22 protein-coding genes are annotated in these 17624 nt (G+C 45.3%); 21 read left to right on the top strand and 1 reads right to left on the bottom strand.

The genetic code is table 11. The annotated features are described in order from the left end of the window. Positions 1-3: 3 nt before the first annotated feature. Positions 4-1158 (bottom strand): NAD(P)-dependent malic enzyme, encoded by a 1155-nt coding sequence (locus tag BLA28_RS31500; protein ID WP_069155156.1) that lies wholly within the window; start codon positions 1156-1158, stop codon positions 4-6. 203 nt (positions 1159-1361) lie between these two features. Here BLA28_RS31500 and BLA28_RS31495 point away from each other — a divergent pair, with 203 nt between their 5' ends. The 21 genes from BLA28_RS31495 to BLA28_RS31395 all read left to right on the top strand — a co-directional run bounded on the left by BLA28_RS31495 (position 1362) and on the right by BLA28_RS31395 (position 17602). Beyond that, positions 1362-2465, top strand: a complete 1104-nt coding sequence (locus BLA28_RS31495) for an endonuclease/exonuclease/phosphatase family protein (RefSeq protein ID WP_071699742.1) — start codon at positions 1362-1364, stop codon at positions 2463-2465. 235 nt (positions 2466-2700) lie between these two features. Beyond that, on the top strand, positions 2701-3261 hold the full coding sequence (locus BLA28_RS31490; protein ID WP_165868916.1) for an HXXEE domain-containing protein: 561 nt from the start codon (positions 2701-2703) through the stop codon (positions 3259-3261). A 414-nt stretch (positions 3262-3675) separates the two neighbouring features. Then, the gene (gene rho / locus BLA28_RS31485; RefSeq protein ID WP_009254051.1) at positions 3676-5454 is read left to right on the top strand and encodes a transcription termination factor Rho; all 1779 of its coding nucleotides are present in this window, start codon (positions 3676-3678) and stop codon (positions 5452-5454) included. 178 nt (positions 5455-5632) lie between these two features. Further along, positions 5633-5839 (top strand): 50S ribosomal protein L31, encoded by a 207-nt coding sequence (rpmE, locus tag BLA28_RS31480; RefSeq protein ID WP_009254050.1) that lies wholly within the window; start codon positions 5633-5635, stop codon positions 5837-5839. A 142-nt stretch (positions 5840-5981) separates the two neighbouring features. Continuing rightward, complete coding sequence (locus tag BLA28_RS31475) at positions 5982-7037, top strand: DUF1385 domain-containing protein (protein ID WP_069155411.1); 1056 nt, start codon at positions 5982-5984, stop codon at positions 7035-7037. Beyond that, a complete protein-coding gene (prmC, locus tag BLA28_RS31470; RefSeq protein WP_069155412.1) occupies positions 7034-7867 on the top strand; it encodes a peptide chain release factor N(5)-glutamine methyltransferase in 834 nt (277 codons plus the stop codon). The genes BLA28_RS31475 and prmC overlap by 4 nt, the downstream gene beginning before the upstream one ends. Positions 7868-7918: 51 nt before the next feature. After that, positions 7919-8992, top strand: coding sequence for a peptide chain release factor 1 (gene prfA / locus BLA28_RS31465; protein ID WP_009254046.1), 1074 nt, complete (start codon positions 7919-7921; stop codon positions 8990-8992). Between the two features lie 193 nt (positions 8993-9185). Further along, positions 9186-9713 (top strand): helix-turn-helix domain-containing protein, encoded by a 528-nt coding sequence (locus BLA28_RS31460; protein WP_044964065.1) that lies wholly within the window; start codon positions 9186-9188, stop codon positions 9711-9713. A gap of 164 nt (positions 9714-9877) precedes the next feature. Next, a complete protein-coding gene (locus tag BLA28_RS31455) occupies positions 9878-10363 on the top strand; it encodes a GNAT family N-acetyltransferase (protein ID WP_169897328.1) in 486 nt (161 codons plus the stop codon). Between the two features lie 45 nt (positions 10364-10408). Continuing rightward, positions 10409-11251: a class I SAM-dependent methyltransferase gene (locus tag BLA28_RS31450; protein WP_069155413.1), complete on the top strand. Its 843-nt coding sequence runs from the start codon at positions 10409-10411 to the stop codon at positions 11249-11251. A 54-nt stretch (positions 11252-11305) separates the two neighbouring features. Further along, the gene (locus tag BLA28_RS31445) at positions 11306-11854 is read left to right on the top strand and encodes a hypothetical protein (RefSeq protein WP_141702841.1); all 549 of its coding nucleotides are present in this window, start codon (positions 11306-11308) and stop codon (positions 11852-11854) included. A 22-nt stretch (positions 11855-11876) separates the two neighbouring features. Beyond that, entirely contained in the window at positions 11877-12212 is a 336-nt protein-coding gene (locus tag BLA28_RS31440; RefSeq protein WP_009254041.1) for a DUF3784 domain-containing protein, read from the top strand. Between the two features lie 17 nt (positions 12213-12229). Further along, a complete protein-coding gene (locus tag BLA28_RS31435) occupies positions 12230-12679 on the top strand; it encodes an HIT family protein (RefSeq protein WP_044964053.1) in 450 nt (149 codons plus the stop codon). A gap of 53 nt (positions 12680-12732) precedes the next feature. Next, a complete protein-coding gene (gene proC, locus BLA28_RS31430; protein ID WP_069155415.1) occupies positions 12733-13524 on the top strand; it encodes a pyrroline-5-carboxylate reductase in 792 nt (263 codons plus the stop codon). A 79-nt stretch (positions 13525-13603) separates the two neighbouring features. Beyond that, a complete protein-coding gene (locus BLA28_RS31425) occupies positions 13604-13783 on the top strand; it encodes a hypothetical protein (protein ID WP_044964049.1) in 180 nt (59 codons plus the stop codon). Positions 13784-13893: 110 nt separating this feature from the next. Further along, positions 13894-14340, top strand: a complete 447-nt coding sequence (locus tag BLA28_RS31420) for a PH domain-containing protein (RefSeq protein ID WP_050018489.1) — start codon at positions 13894-13896, stop codon at positions 14338-14340. Between the two features lie 50 nt (positions 14341-14390). Beyond that, complete coding sequence (locus tag BLA28_RS31415) at positions 14391-14813, top strand: DUF3592 domain-containing protein (protein WP_069155416.1); 423 nt, start codon at positions 14391-14393, stop codon at positions 14811-14813. Positions 14814-14838: 25 nt separating this feature from the next. Continuing rightward, the gene (locus tag BLA28_RS31410; RefSeq protein WP_069155417.1) at positions 14839-15174 is read left to right on the top strand and encodes a TIGR04076 family protein; all 336 of its coding nucleotides are present in this window, start codon (positions 14839-14841) and stop codon (positions 15172-15174) included. A 26-nt stretch (positions 15175-15200) separates the two neighbouring features. Beyond that, positions 15201-16163: a GNAT family N-acetyltransferase gene (locus tag BLA28_RS31405; protein ID WP_069155418.1), complete on the top strand. Its 963-nt coding sequence runs from the start codon at positions 15201-15203 to the stop codon at positions 16161-16163. Between the two features lie 39 nt (positions 16164-16202). Further along, positions 16203-16697: a GNAT family N-acetyltransferase gene (locus BLA28_RS31400; protein WP_069155419.1), complete on the top strand. Its 495-nt coding sequence runs from the start codon at positions 16203-16205 to the stop codon at positions 16695-16697. 35 nt (positions 16698-16732) lie between these two features. Further along, positions 16733-17602, top strand: a complete 870-nt coding sequence (locus BLA28_RS31395) for an aminoglycoside 6-adenylyltransferase (RefSeq protein WP_069155420.1) — start codon at positions 16733-16735, stop codon at positions 17600-17602. Positions 17603-17624: the final 22 nt, after the last annotated feature.

Below are 17624 nucleotides of genomic sequence, written 5' to 3'. Positions count from 1 at the left end.
GGCTCAGCGGGCAATATGGGATTTTACGGCCTGAGCCACCACTTCCGCAACCTTGGGATTGAAGGCCTCCGGCATGATGTTGTCTTCATTTAATTCTTCGTCCGGCACCAGTGAAGCGATAGCCAGGGCAGCGGCCAGTTTCATTTCTTCCGTAATCTGGGTTGCGCGGCCTTCCAGCGCTCCTTTGAAGATACCAGGGAAAGCGACAACGTTATTCACCTGATTGGGGAAATCACTGCGGCCGGTACCTACTACTTTTGCTCCGGCAGCTTTGGCGATGTCGGGCATGATTTCAGGTACCGGATTGGCCATGGCAAAAAGAATGGCGTCCTTATTCATGGAAGAAACCATTTCCGCAGATACAATTCCGGGAGCGGATACTCCTACAAAGATATCGGCGCCCTTCATGGCATCGGCAAGGGAGCCGGTTTTTCCTTCCAGATTGGTTACCTCCATCATTTTTTCCTGCATCCAGTTCAGATCAGAACTGTTCTTGGAAAGAATGCCGGATTTGTCACACATAATAATATGAGGAAAACCATAATTCAGAAGCAGTTTGGTGATAGCTACTCCCGCGCTTCCCGCGCCGTTCACAACGACACGGCAGTCTTCCTTTTTCTTGCCGGTTACCTTCAGGGCATTGATAACCCCGGCAAGGACTACGATGGCCGTTCCATGCTGATCGTCATGGAAAACAGGGATATCCAGAGTTTCCTTCAGGCGTTCTTCAATTTCAAAGCAGCGGGGAGCGCTGATATCCTCCAGGTTGATACCGCCGAAGCCGGGAGCCATCCAGGTGACCGCCTTGATGATTTCTTCCGTATCCTGGGTATCCAGGCAGATGGGAACCGCGTTTACCCCTCCGAATTCCTTGAAAAGTACCGCTTTCCCTTCCATAACAGGCATGGCCGCATAGGGGCCGATATTACCCAGGCCAAGAACCGCGGAACCGTCGGAAACCACCGCAATGGTATTGGCCTTTATGGTATAGGTATAAGCAGCTTCTTTATCCCCGGCAATGACCTTGCACGGCTCTGCCACGCCCGGAGTATAGGCAAGTGAAAGGTCTTCCCTTGATTTTACAGGTGTTTTGGAAACGGTTTCTAATTTGCCGTTCCACTCTTTATGTAATTCCAGTGCTTTTTCGTTTGTATTCATAAATTTATTCCTCCGCCTTTTTTTGTGGCTGGATTCTGTGATATTCAGGACAGCCATAGAAATATCATATAATATTTGGATTCGATCCGCAATAGCGAAACTTGCTGGTAAACAGGATAAAAGCACAGACATTATGCGAGATTGTGTTTTTTTACCGGTTAGAGTATTATAAAGGTAAAGACATATTGCGGGAGGAAACGAATATGGCGAAGAGTAAAAAAAAGAAACGGATATGGCTGCGGGTGGTGCTGGGGATAGTGGCTGTCCTGCTCCTGGCAGTCATAGGGTATGTGCTTTATGTGATGATCAGTTACCACAGACTGCCTGATGATCTGGCGTTAGAAATACGGCAGCCGACAGAAGGCGGAGAAGGCGGGGCAGAGGTTTCTGCCGGGACGGATTATGAAATCATGACTTATAATATAGGCTTCGGCGCTTATACGCCCGACTACAGCTTTTTCATGGATGGCGGGAAGTCCTCTGTGGCGAAAAGCAGGGAGAGCGTGCTGGAAACGGTTTCCGGAGCGGGAGGGCTGGCGGCAGGATATGATCCGGATTTTATGATTTTCGAGGAAGTGGATTTGGATTCTACAAGGAGCTATCATGTGAACCAGTATGAATTGCTGGACGGCTTTTTCGGCAGCTATTATTCGGACTTTGCCATTAACTATGATTCGGCGTTTCTGATGGTGCCGCCCTGGGAGCCTCATGGGAAGAGTCTGGCAGGAATCGCTCTTTATTCGAAATATCCTGTTACCTCCGGTGTGAGGAAAAGCTTTCCTATTTCTACTTCCTTCAGTAAGTTCCTGGATCTGGACAGATGCTATTCCATCAGCCGGATACCGGTGGAAAACGGAAAAGAGCTGGTGATTTTCGCCCAGCATATGTCCGCATACGGAAACAGCGATGCCATCCGGGAGGCGCAGATCAGCAAGCTGTGCGGAGACATGCAGGCAGAGTATGAAAAGGGGAATTATGTGATCTGCGGAGGAGATTTCAATCACGATTTGAAGGCTTTGGGTGTTGTTTCGGAGGATAGGGAATCCTGGGCGTATCCTTTTCCCAGAGAAAGACTGCCGGAAGGTTTCTCGTTCAGTATTGATCTGCTTGGGGAAGAGGAAAGAGCCTCCATGCCGGACAGCGCCCGCAATGCGGATATGCCTTATGAGGAAGGGGTTACTTATACGGTGACGCTGGATGGGTTTATTATATCGGATAATATTATAATGAAGGAATATGAAAACATCCATACCGGTTACCAGTTTTCGGACCATGATCCGGTGAGGATGGTGTTCTCATTAAAATAGGTAAGAGTCTTTCTTCGTATTAGGGATCCGACAAATAGAAAAATGTTGTTGGTTGATGGATGAATCCATTCATTCTATAATTAAATAACATTCTGGATAATATATTTGACTGCGATAAATGACAGTTGGGACGGAGAAAAACAAAATGGAAAATTTCATGAAAAAATATAGCTTTTGGCTTACCTCATTACTGGGAGCAGGAGCAATAATATGGCTTATAATTGGGTGGAAAGATATGGATATGGTTATAAAACTGCCAATTATCTATATTGTGGCTCTTGCCGTTCATGAAATAGAAGAATTGAAGTTTCCCGGGGGCTTTGTAGAATTAGTTCTTGCGATGACAGGAATAGAAATCAGGAATATTGGCATTGCCAAATTCGGCCTGTTGATGTTTACTTTATATGCGACGGTTATCCCGGCAGTTATTGGGGGATATATATGGCCGGTAATGGCAACTTTATTTATTGGATGTATAGAAATATTTGCACATTTGGCGGCTGCACGGGTGAATCCGGAAAGGTTTTATTCACCAGGGCTGATAACGGCGGTTTGTGTACAATTTCCGGTTGCAGTGTATGGTTATTACTATTTATTTGCTAATGGCTATGTGAAAGGGATTTACTGGCTGTGGGCGGCAATTTTCCTGCTGGTGCCTTTATTCGGGCTTCAGGCTGTTATTGTCAAATCTAACGGAGAAAGCTACGGAGAGTTCATGAACAATGCCAGAAAAGCAATGTTTACCAAAAAGGGGAGAGAAGAAACGAAAAAGAAAATAAATCCTCTGCAGAAATAGAAATCTTCCCTTCCGAGGATTTTAGAATTATTAAATAATAGTATATCATAACGTAAATTTCCCATGAACAGGAAGCTTTTTGAAAAAAAGGCTTCCTATTTTTGGTATAGTGTTGTATAATGTGGTCACATAAAGATACCAATTTTGTAGTATTATATCCAATACATATCTTGTTGGCGTTACTGTTCCGATTGGACGGCGTTGCCAGTAGACAGACATGGAAAGCTGGCTTTCGCGCCTGAATAACGGCAGAAAGGCCTGTTGTCATTAATTATTTCCCTGATAAATTGAAATGAATAACCGACAGAAAAAAGCAGCAGGAAACCTACCTTTTTTATTATTAAGGATGGTATTGTGGCGGATTTGTTGTATGTATTTTAGTAACATTTTGTACGTTTGGTACGGAGGAAAGGTATGGGTATGAGAGAAAAGTATCAGTCTCTGGCATTAGCAGATCTGAAGGAAATTGCAAAATCACGCGGAATTAAAGGAACTTCAGGAATGAAAAAGGCAGATATCATAGATGCTATGGTAGCGCTGGACGAAAAGGAAGAAAAAGAACAGACAGCCGCGCCCAAAGCAGAGACAAAGGAAGAGACAGCGGAAAAACCCAGGACTGCTCATGAGACAAAAAAAAGCAGGGAAAAGGCAGCAGAAGAGAAGAAAACGGAGCCTGTAAAGAGCGCAGCTTCGGAAGAAAAGCCGGCCCCTGTAAAGGCACCGGCCCCTTCTCAGCCTGCAGCTGCAGAGGAGTCTCATACGGCTTCCCAGAACCGCAATACGGATCGGAGACCGGTACGCAGAGACACCGGAATCCGTAAAAACGGAGACAGCCGTCCGAATGGAGGCCAGGAGCAGCGGAGCCAGAGAAGCATTATTGTAAATAATGGAAACCGGCAGAATACTTCAGGAAATCAGACTGGAGAACGGCCCTCTTACGCGGAACGTACGGATAATACAGTCAGGAATGAAAACAGGAATACACCTGTGGAAAGAGCCGAAATCGCCCAGGCGGAAATTCCGGCGCCTGCCATTGCAGAAGATGAGAAGTTCCCTTCCGATCTGGACAGCGGGGTTACCGCTAACGGGATTCTGGAGGTTATGCCTGACGGATATGGTTTTATCCGCTGCGCCAATTACCTGCCGGGTGAAAACGATGTCTATGTGGCGCCCAGCCAGATCCGCAGATTTAATTTGAAAACAGGGGATATTGTAGTCGGCAATACCAGAATTAAGACGCAGAATGAGAAATTCTCTGCCCTTCTGTATGTAAAATCCATTAACGGATATGCTCCCGATGTGGCGGCGAAGAGAACTAATTTTGAAGATATGACGCCTATATTCCCGGAAGAAAGAGTGCGTCTTGAGATGTCCCGCTCTTCCGTGGCGATGCGTATTATGGATTTGATGAGTCCTGTGGGAAAGGGGCAGAGGGGTATGATTGTTTCCCCTCCCAAGGCAGGTAAGACGACTCTGCTGAAGCAGGTGGCGCAGTCTGTCAAGGTGAATAATCCGGACATGCATCTGATTATTCTTCTGATTGACGAACGTCCGGAAGAAGTAACGGACTTCAGGGAAGCGATAGAAGGCCCTAACGTAGAAGTTATTTACTCCACATTTGACGAACTGCCGGAGCATCATAAGAGAGTGTCTGAAATGGTTATTGAGAGGGCAAAACGTCTGGTGGAGCATAAGAAGGATGTCATAATACTCCTTGACAGTATCACTCGTCTGACCAGAGCCTACAATCTGGTAATCCCGCCCAGCGGAAGAACCCTGTCAGGTGGTCTGGATCCGGCGGCCCTGCATATGCCCAAGCGCTTTTTCGGTGCGGCAAGAAATATGAGGGAAGGCGGCAGTCTGACTATTCTTGCTACGGCTCTTGTGGATACGGGAAGCAAGATGGACGATGTTATATATGAAGAGTTCAAGGGAACCGGCAATATGGAAATCGTGCTGGACAGAAAGCTTTCCGAAAGAAGGGTATTCCCCGCTATCGATATCCCCAAATCCGGAACCAGAAGGGAAGATCTTCTTCTTACCCCGGAAGAACTGGAGGCTATCGGTGTCCTGCGTAAGGCTCTTAACAGCCTGAGACCTGAGGACGCGGTGGATAAGATACTGGATATGTTTGCGCGCACCAAAAACAATTCGGATTTCGTAAATCTGGTTAAAAAAATGAAATTTATCTGATTCTTCATAAAAAGCCGCAAAATATTGGAAAATAAGCGGATTTTCTACTTGCATTGATGGAAAAGCTATGCTACAATTAAAAAGCTGTTTACAGTCAGAACTGTGAGCGGCGGCCGAAAGGCAAGTGGATGAGAACGAAATATTAATGGGAACAAAAAATATAGAAGAGGTGAAAACTATGAAAGAAGGACTCCATCCTGCGTTTTACCAGGCAACTGTAACCTGCAACTGCGGAAACACATTTGTAACAGGTTCCACCAAACCCGAGATTCACGTGGAAGTATGCTCCAAGTGCCATTCATTCTACACAGGCCAGCAGAAAGCTGCTCAGGCTCGTGGACGTATTGATAAGTTTAACAAGAAGTATGGTGTGGAAAACAAATAAGAGCTGCAAGAAAGGTTGAGGTTAATTAATCTCAACCTTCTTTTTCATACTGTGGAACCCGTCAGGGAGGAAAAAGGGTGAAGGGAAGCTTTCAGCCTTTGAATTGACGTCTGCGGATAAAGGGCGGACAGGAGGGCCAAATATGAGTAAAAAGAACTGCGGACACTATTCCGGAATCGGCGGCCAGGCCGTACTGGAAGGCGTCATGATGAAAAACAAAGACGAGTATGCCGTATCGGTGAGAAAGCCGGACGGAAACATCGAAACAAAAAAAGAAAAATATACCGGGATTCTGTCGGGCAGCAAGCTGACAAAGCTGCCTTTTATCAGAGGGGTTTTTAACTTTATAGATTCTCTTGTTCTGGGAATGCAGACACTGACCTATTCAGCAAGCTTTTATGAGGAAGAGGATGCCAAGGAAACCAAAACGGATCAGATGCTGGATAAGGTGAGCAAAGGGAATGGGGAAAAGCTTTTGATGGGCTTAACCGTAGCCTTTTCCATTGTGCTTGCAGTGGCTATTTTCATTGCGCTGCCTTACGGTATCAGCCTTCTGTTCCATTCCTATATCAGAAATGCTTCCCTTCTTGCCATATTGGAAGGTATTGTCCGTCTTGCTATTTTTCTGTCCTATGTGGCCCTGATCGCCGGGATGAAGGATATCCGGCGTGTTTACCAATATCACGGAGCGGAGCATAAGTGCATTAACTGTCTGGAAAAAGGCCGTCCCCTGACGGTTAAGGATGCCATGAGAAGCTCCCGCCTGCATAAAAGATGCGGAACAAGCTTTCTTTTGTTTGTCATGTTGATCAGTATTATTCTTTTCATGTTTATACGGGTGGAAAACCCGGGGCTCAGGCTGGTGGTAAGAATTCTGCTGATTCCGGTTATTGCTGGAATTTCCTATGAGATTATCCGTCTTGCGGGCAGAAGTGACAACATCTTCATCAACTTAATTTCCAAGCCCGGTATGTGGCTTCAGAAGCTGACAACCAGGGAACCGGACGAAAGCATGATTGAAGTGGCTATTGCTTCCGTAGAAGCTGTGTTTGACTGGAAAGCATATCTGAAGGAAGAATTCGGTTATGAAGTGGATGAATCCTGGATGGATGACGGCGGCCGGACAGAAACGGCTTTGGAAGAGGACGGTATGGCAGAAGTGGACGAAACGGAGACAGGAGAGCCCATACTGCAATGAATTACAAAGAAGGTTATGACTGGGGAAAGCAGAGTCTGGAGACGGCCGGAGTATCGGAAGCGGAGCTGGACGCAAGGCTGCTTTTGGAAAAGATATGCGGGACAGACAGAAATACCCTGCTTGTACATGGCGACAGGCTGCTGTCCGAAGAGGAAAAAAACAGATACAAGGACTGGATTCAGAAACGTGCGCAGCATATCCCTTTGCAGCATCTTACCGGTGAGCAGGAGTTTATGGGGCTTACCTTTCTGGTAAACGGGCACGTACTTATTCCCAGGCAGGATACGGAAATCCTTGTGGAAGAAGTGATGCGCGATATGATGGATGGGAGCAGGATCCTGGACATGTGCACCGGTTCAGGCTGTATATTGCTCAGCCTCCTTCATTATTCCAATGACTGCCGGGGGACAGGAGCCGACATTTCGCAGGAAGCGCTGGCTGTTGCCGGAGAAAATGCGCGCAGGCTGGGAATACAGGCCTGTTTTCTGCGCAGTGATCTGTTTGAAAAGATAGAAGATAAATATGATATTATAGTATCCAATCCGCCTTATATACAAACCCGGGTCATTGACGGCCTGATGGATGAGGTGAGGCTTCACGAACCGCTTTCCGCTCTGGACGGAGGGGAGGACGGCCTGGTTTTTTACCGGAAAATACTGGAGGGCTGCCCGGAGCATCTTGTTCGGGGAGGCAGCCTGTATTTTGAAATCGGTTATGATCAGGGTGAGGCTGTGAAAGAGCTGATGGAAAAGCACGGATTTTCTGAGGTCAGGGTGACAAAGGATTTTGCCGGACTTGACCGGGTGGTATCCGGATTGTGGTATGCGTAAAGGAAATGGACTGTGCTTCAGGCAGTCCTGTTAAGGAAGGAATGATAAAATATGTTTGACAGGCTGGAAGACCTGCTTCGTCGTTATGAAGAAATAATGAATGAATTAAATGAGCCTTCTGTAACGGCCAATCAGGATCGTTTCCGTTCCCTCATGAAGGAACAGAGCGATCTGACACCGCTTGTGGAGGCCTATAAGGAATATAAAAAAGTGAAACAGGATGCGGAGGACAGTATGATCATGCTGGAATCCGAGTCCGATGAGGAAATGCGGGAGCTTCTGAAAGAAGAAAACAGTGAAGCCAAAAGGCGTATCCAGGAGCTGGAACAGGAAATGAAGATCCTGCTGCTCCCCAAGGATCCTAATGATGATAAAAACGTTGTTGTGGAAATCCGTGCGGGTGCGGGCGGAGATGAAGCCGCGCTTTTTGCAGCGGAAATGTATCGTTTGTATGTGAAATATGCGGAACGAAACCGTTGGAAGGTGGAGTTGGTCGGAGCGGACGAAATCGGTATCGGCGGCATGAAGGAAGTCAGCTTCATGATCAACGGAAAAGGAGCCTATTCCCGCCTGAAATACGAAAGCGGGGTTCACCGTGTACAGCGTGTGCCGGAAACGGAATCCGGCGGACGTATCCATACATCCACCATCACCGTGGCGGTCATGCCGGAAGTGGAGGACGTGGATGTGGTTATTGATGATAAGGACATCCGAATCGATGTTATGCGTGCTTCCGGAAACGGAGGACAGTGCGTTAATACTACGGACTCCGCGGTGCGTCTGACCCATTATCCCACAGGAATTGTGGTATACAGCCAGACGGAAAAGTCCCAGCTTCAGAATAAGGCCAAGGCTTTTGCCCTGCTGCGTGCGAAGCTGTATGACATCGAACAGCAGAAGGCCCACGATGCTGAGGCGGAGCTGAGAAGAAGCCAGATCGGAACCGGAGATCGTTCGGAAAAAATCCGTACCTATAATTTCCCTCAGGGACGTGTAACGGATCACCGGATTAAACTTACGCTTTACAAGATTGATGATATTATGAACGGTGATATCGATGAACTCCTTGACAGCCTTATAGCAGCCGACCAAAGTGCAAAACTCGCAAGGATGAATGAAGCCTAGAAGAGGGTTTGGCAAATCATGGCAGCCGGAATAACAGATAGTGAGATAAAAAAGAATGGTGTCCGGGGTTGGCTTTGACGGCTGACTCCGGACATTTTGTGTCTGGTTATAAAAAATACGCCATTTCCCGCTTTATGTCGTGTTTTTTTCACCAGTTCTGTTTTACGATTGCTTTTGAAAGGAGGTATGCCTGGTGAATCAGCAGAAGATTGGAAGCTTTCTAAAGGAGCTTCGAAAAGAGAAAGGACTCACACAGGAACAGTTTTCAGAAATAATGAATGTATCGGGCAGAACTGTTTCGAGATGGGAAACCGGCAGCAACATGCCGGATCTGGATATCTTAGTAATGATATCAGAGTATTACAATGTGGAATTGAAGGAATTATTGAATGGAGAAAGGGAAAGCGGGAAAATGGATAAGGATATGAAAGAAACCGTATTAAAGGCGGCCGATTACAGCAATGATGAAAAGATGCGTATGATGAAGAAACTCCATATTTTTGCCTGGATTGGAGTAATTAGCTTTATTGCTTTTTTAATTTTGGAGGGAACAGGCCTTGCGGATAAAGGTATTACCGGAAATATTGCAGATTTTTGCGAAGGGGTGTCCTTCGGAATGCTGATTACCGCAGTGATATATACAAGTAATATTATCTATAAAATAAATGCCGTTAAAAAGAGAATCTATGGACAAAACCATACAATCGGCAGGGACGAATGAGCAGTAAATAAAGCTTTCTGGTAAACACAGCCGTATCAGCGGGGCAAGCTGGTACGGCTATGTTTTTTCAGCAGAAAAAAAGAAAGCCATTGTACCTCATTCCTTTAGAGGGTATAATGGAGCAAACAATATCCTGCCTGTTTACCGTGGAGAGGAGAATAGTGATGGAGATAAGAGAAGTAGGAGACGGAAATGCAAAAAAGGAAATCTGTGATACTGTTCTCCACAGGCTGCCGGAATGGTTTGGCATTGAAGAATCCATAGCGGAATATGTCAGCCTGGTGGAAGAGATGCCGTTTTACGGGGTATACGACGGAGAAAGGCCGGTTGGCTTTTTGGCGGTTAAGATACATAATGCATTCACAGCCGAGGTATGTGTCATGGGGATTCTGAAAGAATACCATAGAATGGGCATTGGATCGGAGCTGATGGAACGTGCGGAAGAGTATTGTCAACAGAAGGGATTTGTTTATCTTACGGTAAAAACCCTGGATGGTTCTGTGGATTTTGAACCGTATGAACGGACCAGACGGTTTTATGAAAAAATGGGATTTATCCCTCTGGAGGTTTTCCCTTTGCTCTGGGATGAGGCAAATCCCTGTCTTTTTCTGGCAAAGCATCTGGCCTGCAGTCAGGAAAAGAGGGGATAAGGCTTTCGGAATTCCGGAAGGAAAAAGAAAGAAGGAAGTTAGTTAATGAGCGAGGTTAATCATAATTTTTTACGTTATATAAAAGAAAAACCTAAGTTATATGAAAAAAGTTCGTCTGCTTTTTGGGATGATGAAAATATTTCAAAGTATATGCTGGAAGCACATCTCAATCAGGAGGAGGACGGTGCGACAAGGAAAATGGAGTTCGTCAGGAAATCAGTCGACTGGATTTGCGGATATTGCGGTGGAGGGACAGGAAAAACACTGCTTGATCTGGGCTGCGGACCAGGTATTTATGCAGAGCTTCTTGCAGAAAAAGGCTTCTGTGTGACAGGCATTGATTTTTCCGCGCGTTCCATACAATATGCGAAGCAGCACGCGGCGGAGAAACAGATGAATATCCGGTATCAATATCAGAATTATCTGGAAATTGATTATCAGGAGAAGTTTGACGTTATCATTTTAATCTATTGTGATTTTGGCGTGCTGGCGCCGGAGGACAGGGCTGTATTGCTGAAGAAGTGCAGAAAGGCCCTGAAGGATGGAGGCATTCTGTTCCTGGACGGATGGACGGATAGGTTTCTCAGTGCTTTTGAGGAAAAGGATTCCGTAGGATATGAAGAGAGCGGTTTCTGGTCGGAAAAGCCCTATGCGGTTATTCAGAGAAATTCTGTTTATCATGATTCGCAGAATACGCTGGAGCAATATGTGGTGGTTACGGAAGAGAATTGTGAATGCTATAATATCTGGAACCAGGTGTATTCCAGGGAAATGCTGGAGGCGGAAATCAGGAATGCCGGATTTTCAGCACCGGAATTTTACGATGATGCGGCAGGTAAAGCTTTTACAGGCAGGGACGAGACGATTTGTGCGGTAATAAGGAAATAATATTCCGGTAAGAAAAAGGCGGATGAAAAATTTGGATATGATAGGAAGAGGATTATGAAACGAGGATATAGAGAAGGGATTATAATTATTTTATTAATCAGTATGCTTGGCTTAATCGGATGCGGAAAGGAAAAAACGGAAAAGGTCTATTCTTCTGTAATAGGAGCGATGTCGGAGGATGAGGCCTATGCCTATGTGGAGCGCCCGGAGGGCGGCCTGCCTGTTTTGCTGATTGCGGAAGGGACCTACAGCTACGATGAGGATACTGAGGCGGCAATGACCTGCAGAGTCTATTATGCGTGGGACGGGGAAGTGAAGGAAATCGGGACGGTAGAATCACTGGGAACGGCTTATCCTGTCAGATATGATGAAAACTGGATCTATGCTGCCGGCGGCCACTTCGCAGCACAATATGCAGTCGATGATTCGCAGAAACAGCTGGTAGCTGTTAAATATGTAAATGAAAATTTTGATACGGACGGAAATGCTTCATATACATACTTTGATTCCGAAAATGGGGAGCAGGAAACGCAGGATCCCTCCTATTTTAAAAATATGTTTGAGATATATGAAAAAGCCAAAATTGTTAATTTCAAAAGGTGACATTCCATACAGGAGGGTTTAAATGCTTATCGGTTTTTATATGTGTATTATTTTAGTTCCGTGTTTTGCAGTACTGGCGCTGGTTTTTGCCGTTTTTAAGGAGAAATCGGCAAAACTGATCAGCGGGTTTAATACCCTTCCGAAATGGAAGCAGGAAAAATATGACAGGAAAAGGATGGCAAAGGACTATAGGAATCATTTTGCGCTTTGGTCTGTTATTATGCTGATCGGCGCCCTTGGTTCCTGGTTCCTTTCGGGTTATTTCGCTGTCGGGGCTTACATTGTCTGGCTTGTATTATTTTTCAGAGAGGTTCATATGGATGCGGAGAAAGCATTTGCTAAATATGAGATAAAGTGAGACGGAGGAAAAAGCTTATGTGTGGGGTGTGTCAAACAATCCAGGAAACCATAGAGGGTAAAAACAGATATTTTGTCAGAGAGCTGGAAACCGGTTATGTGGTAATCGGGGATTATCAGAGAATTAAGGGATATACCTTATTTCTGTGTAAAGTACATGCCACGGAAATCCATTTTCTTGAGAGGCCTTTCAGGGAAACGTTCCTGAATGAAATGTCTTTGGTGGCGGAAGCGGTATACAATGCTTTCGGCCCGGATAAATTGAATTATGAGTTATTGGGCCAGGGAGAAAATGTGCACATGCACTGGCATATTTTTCCCAGAAGAAAGGGAGATACTCCGGAGCCGGGCCCTGTCTGGAAGCTGCCGAGAGAGGAAATGTATGCAGAGCAGTACCTGCCGTCCGATGAGGAACTGCAGGAGCTGAAGCAAAAGCTGAATGCAGAGCTGGACAAATTATTGCAGTAAACAAGTGAAGGAAGAGTAAGACAAAAAGCGGCGGATAAGGATGGTAACAGGAAATGAAGGAAATAAAAATCGGTTTTATCGGATATGGGAATATGGCACAGGCTATAGCCACAGGTTTAATCGCTTCAAAGGCAGCGGCGGGGAGCCGGATGTGTGCCTGCGCCGGAAATTTTGATAAGCTGTGCAGGAATGCGGAAAAAACGGGGATTGTTCCTTTGCGGACTGCTGAAGAAGTAATCGAAAACAGCGATTTTGTTATCCTTGCGGTAAAGCCGTATATGGTGGAAGCGGTGGTCGAACCGATAAAGGGCAGGCTCAAGGAGAGAACAGTCATTTCAGTAGCTGCCGGATATGATTTTGAACGCTATGAGGAAATTCTGGAGCCGGGAACCCATCATATCAGTACAATACCTAATACCCCGGTTTCGGTATGCGAAGGAATTTTTGTATGCGAAAGCAGGCATTCTCTTTCCGGAGAAGAGCTGGATGCCTTTGTCTCCCTCTTTCAGAAAATATCTTTGATTGAATTTGTGGATTCCGTCCACCTTTCTTCCGCCGGGACACTCAGCGGCTGTACGCCTGCTTTGACAGCCATGTACCTGGAGGCCTTGGGAGACGCCGGTGTAAAATACGGAATCTCCAGAGAGACGGCATACCGTATGGCCGCACAGATGATAGTCGGCACAGGAAAGCTTTATCTGGAAACGGGAACACATCCGGGAGCAATGAAGGATATGGTCTGTTCTCCGGGAGGAACCACGATCCGTGGAGTGAGCGCACTGGAAAAAAGAGGTTTCCGCGGAACAGTGATTGATGCCATAGACGCGATTGAGGAAAACAGGTAGAAATATTATGGCAGCACCTTATTTATTATTTCCTGAAAAACGGGAATACTGTAGACATAAAAGAAATAAGGAGGTGCTGATGAAAAAAGCAAAGGATGATAAAAGGCTTCAGACCATTCCGGAAGGATCATATGAGGCCGGGGCTATGAACCGGGAGCTGAGAAAGAATAACAGCAGAGAGGTGAATGACCTCACTACGGATGCCCAGGGGAATGGTTATCCGGTACCGGGAAATAAGAAGGACGGACAGAGCAGGTGAATTACTCACCTGTTCTTTTTTATGTAAAAGTTCATAGTATTACGCATAAACTTTTGGTATACTGGAAAGAAAAGACGCGTGTTTCATGGCAGAACAGGAGTAATATGGGAATGCAGGATTTGGAAACCGGAAAAAACATAGTATTCAAAGGGAAAATTGCATGGTGGTACTGGCTTATCGTTATTGGGACGAATGCGCTGCTGCTTTATGAATTGTTTTTCAGCGGAGACAGTATCGTGCTTCTTTTAGGAGTGCTGATATTCTGTAATGTTATTTATCTGCCGATGCTCATACGCAATTATGTGGTTATTGATGAATTAAATCTGGTACTGTATTTTGGGCTTTTCAAGGATTCCATGGCAATTGAAAACATAGAGGAAATCCATGGTTCCCATAATCCCATTGCTTCCAGTGCCGCTTCTCTGGACCGGCTGGTCATTAAGGGGAAAAGACAGGAAATGGTGATAGCGTTAAAGGATAAGGCAGGATTTGTCCGTGAAATGCAGAAACGGAATTACCGGATACAGGTTAACCATGTTGCGGGAATTTCCAGATGAAAAAGACAGGGCGGGTAATCGGACTGCGCCGGAAATGAGAGGGGATTTATATGTTGGATGCAAGGATTTTTATTTCGGTAATTTTTGGCGGGATAGGCTTATTGTTTTTAGTTATTGGATTCATTGCGGTGGTTTTCTTTCGCAAAAGAAGGGAAAATGCTTCAGCAATCACCACCGCGAGGGTGGCAGGTATTGAATGGCGAAGAGGAAATGACAGAGGAGGCTGTTATTATCCGATATTCGAATATTATGCAAATGGATGCGTAAGGCGGGTAACCTCCTCTTTTGGCAGCAGTCCCTGCCGCTATAAGGAAGGAGAAGAAGTGGAGATTCATTACAATACCCAAAAGCCGGAACAGATTTGGGCGGAGCGGGATGAAGGGATGAAAAAATTATTCTGCGGTATTTTTATCGGTATCGGCGGGCTGTTTTTTGTGATTGGGGTTGTAATGGGGATAGCAGGTATCTTGTAGAATAGAGATATAGGAGGAAAACGGAATGGATGTACGGATAAAAGTAATAAAAACAGAGTTTTATGAAGATATAGCGGAGGAATATTTATCGGAAGGAAAGGCGGTGGGGCCATGTCCGATTTTAAAGGAAGGAGATACTTTTCTTTACAAATCTTCGGAAGAGGCTGTCATGCCGGCGGGCTTTTGCCCGTGGGCCTGGGTGGACTTATATGCCGGGATAAGCAGGATGTCGATTGACAGAGTACCGAGAGAGCCGGGGAAGGAATATTGGTACAAGCATGAAAATAAGTCCATAGAGTGCTGTACAGACGGAGTCCGTCCGGTGGTATTTATGCTGGAGAGGGTACCGGAAGAAGAGTGACACGATAAAGAGGGGAAAGATAATTTATGATAATAGTGGATTTTGAGAGGAAGCATGCGGAGGCCGCCGCTGAACTTGCGATGGCCGGTTATGAGGACGAGAGAAGAAAAGTACCCTCCTTACCGGAGGTAACAGAACTGCCGGATTTAACACCTTTTGCGGATAACTGTCTGGGAGTGGCAGCATTCGAAGGAGAAAAAATGCTGGGATTTTTATGCTGTCATGAACCATGGGAGCATGCATTCCAATCACTGGCAAAAGGAACTTTTTCACCGATACATGCGCATGGTTCTGTAAAAGAGAACAGAGGAAAAGTGTATCAGAGGATGTATCAGGCCGCTGCTGAAAAGTGGGTGAAAAAGGGAATTGCCTATCATTCCATAGCTTTGTATGCCCATGAAGAAACGGCTCTTTCCGCTTTTTTTGACTATGGTTTCGGTCGCCGCTGTGCGGATGCGATACGTATGATGGAACCGCTGGGGAATTATACTCCGTCGGTCGGAATTACCTTTCAGGAAGAGGACGGGAAGGAAAAAGAGCAGGTGAACAGACTTCACAGAATGCTGAAGGAACACATGGGCAAGAGTCCTTGTTTTATGGGGTATCCTGTCCGGGAAGAGGAGGAGAATTCGGAACAGCTTCAGGAAGAAAAAAGCGGTTCCAGAATTTTTACAGCCATGGATGGTGAAAAGGTGGCAGCCTATGTGGAGGTGACGGACAGTGGGGAGAATTTTGCCACACAGGCAAAGGATATGCGGAATATCTGCGGTGCTTATTGTCTGCCGGAATACCGGGGAAGGAATATTTATCAGGGACTGCTGGATTATATGATTCTTTGTCTGAAGAAGGAAGGCTTCCGCCGCCTGGGTGTGGATTATGAGAGCTTTAATCCTACGGCAAATGTGTTCTGGCCTAAATATTTTGAAGTTTATACCAAGAGTGTGGTACGCAGGATTGATGAGTGTGCTTTGGAATGGCAGCGGCATTAAAGCATTGCTTTTATTTTAAACAGTAAGTGGGGTAAGAACTTGAAAATTGCATATGAGTATGTAAAGATACCGAATAACGACTTTGTATTTCTATGTTCCCTTTTAGATAAATACCTGAATGATATTGTAGGAGGGGAGATTCAGCGTTCTCAATATCTTCAATACAATTTAACGGATAATATTCATGATATAGTAATTGCCTATGAAATAAAGGAAAGGGAAAAGATACCCGTAGGATGCGGGAGTTTTAAAAGATATATTCCTGAAGAAGGGGAAGGAAATCTGAAGGAAACAGCAGAAATAAAAAGAATGTTTATTAAGGAAGAGTTCAGAGGCTATGGAATAGGAAAAGAAATATTATCTGTATTAGAAAATAAGGCAAAAGAACAAGCCTTCAGAAAAATAATTTTGGAAACAGGAAGACCATTGGCAGCGGCAATGAAGTTATATATGAAGTTTGGATTTCACATAATAAATAACTATGGCCAGTATAAGGTTATGAATGATTCCGTATGTATGGAAAAGAAATTATGATACGATACAAGGTTTGGTTTATGGAGGATTAAGATATGCGTTCAGAAAAAGAAATGCTTGATTTAATTATAAATACAGCGAATGAGGATCCAAGAATCCGTGCCGCATATTTGGAAGGATCACGTGTCAATCCAACTGTGCAGGCGGATATTTTTCAGGATTATGATGTTGTCTATGTGGTGGAAGAAACCAAAACCTTCCGTGAGGATCCCTCCTGGATTGACCGTTTCGGGAAGCGTCTTTACATGCAGTATCCGGAGGACAGTGCCTATTTCCCTTCTGACGTGGAAAACTGTTACGGGTGGCTGATGCAGTTTGCCGATGGGAACCGGTTGGATTTGCATGTATGTACAATGGAAACGGTGAAAAGAGATCTGGAATTATATCGGGTTTTGGTGGATAAGGATAATCTGCTGCCGTCCGAACCGGTAAAATCAGAAGAGATATATTGGGTAAAGAAACCCACTCCGGAACAATTCCATGATACCTGCAATGAGTTCTGGTGGTGCCTTAACAATGTGGCAAAAGGTCTTTGGCGAAAAGAAATACCTTATGTAATGGATATGGTGAATATATATGTCCGCCCCATGCTCACCCGGATTGTAGAATGGAAAATAGGTGTTGATAACCATTTTTCGGTCAGTGCGGGAAAATGTGCGAAATATATGGAGCGGTATGTTTCGGAAGATATTTACAGGAGATATCTTGCTACATATTCCTCCGCAGAAACGGAAGCCATATGGGATTCTGTTTTAGGGATGTGTGATTTGTTCCATGAAATTGCTGCAGAGCTTTCTGAGGCAATGGAATATCCCTATGATGATACCGAGGCAGAAAACGGCAGAGCTTATTTGGAGCATGTACGCCGGCTGCCGGAGGATGCAAAGGAAATTTACCCGGACTGAATGAAAACAAACAAGCAGGTTA

It is taken from the genome of Eisenbergiella tayi, assembly GCF_001881565.1.
In the GTDB taxonomy this organism is placed as follows: Bacteria; Bacillota; Clostridia; order Lachnospirales; family Lachnospiraceae; genus Eisenbergiella; species Eisenbergiella tayi.
This window is presented reverse-complemented; position numbering and strand designations above follow the sequence as displayed.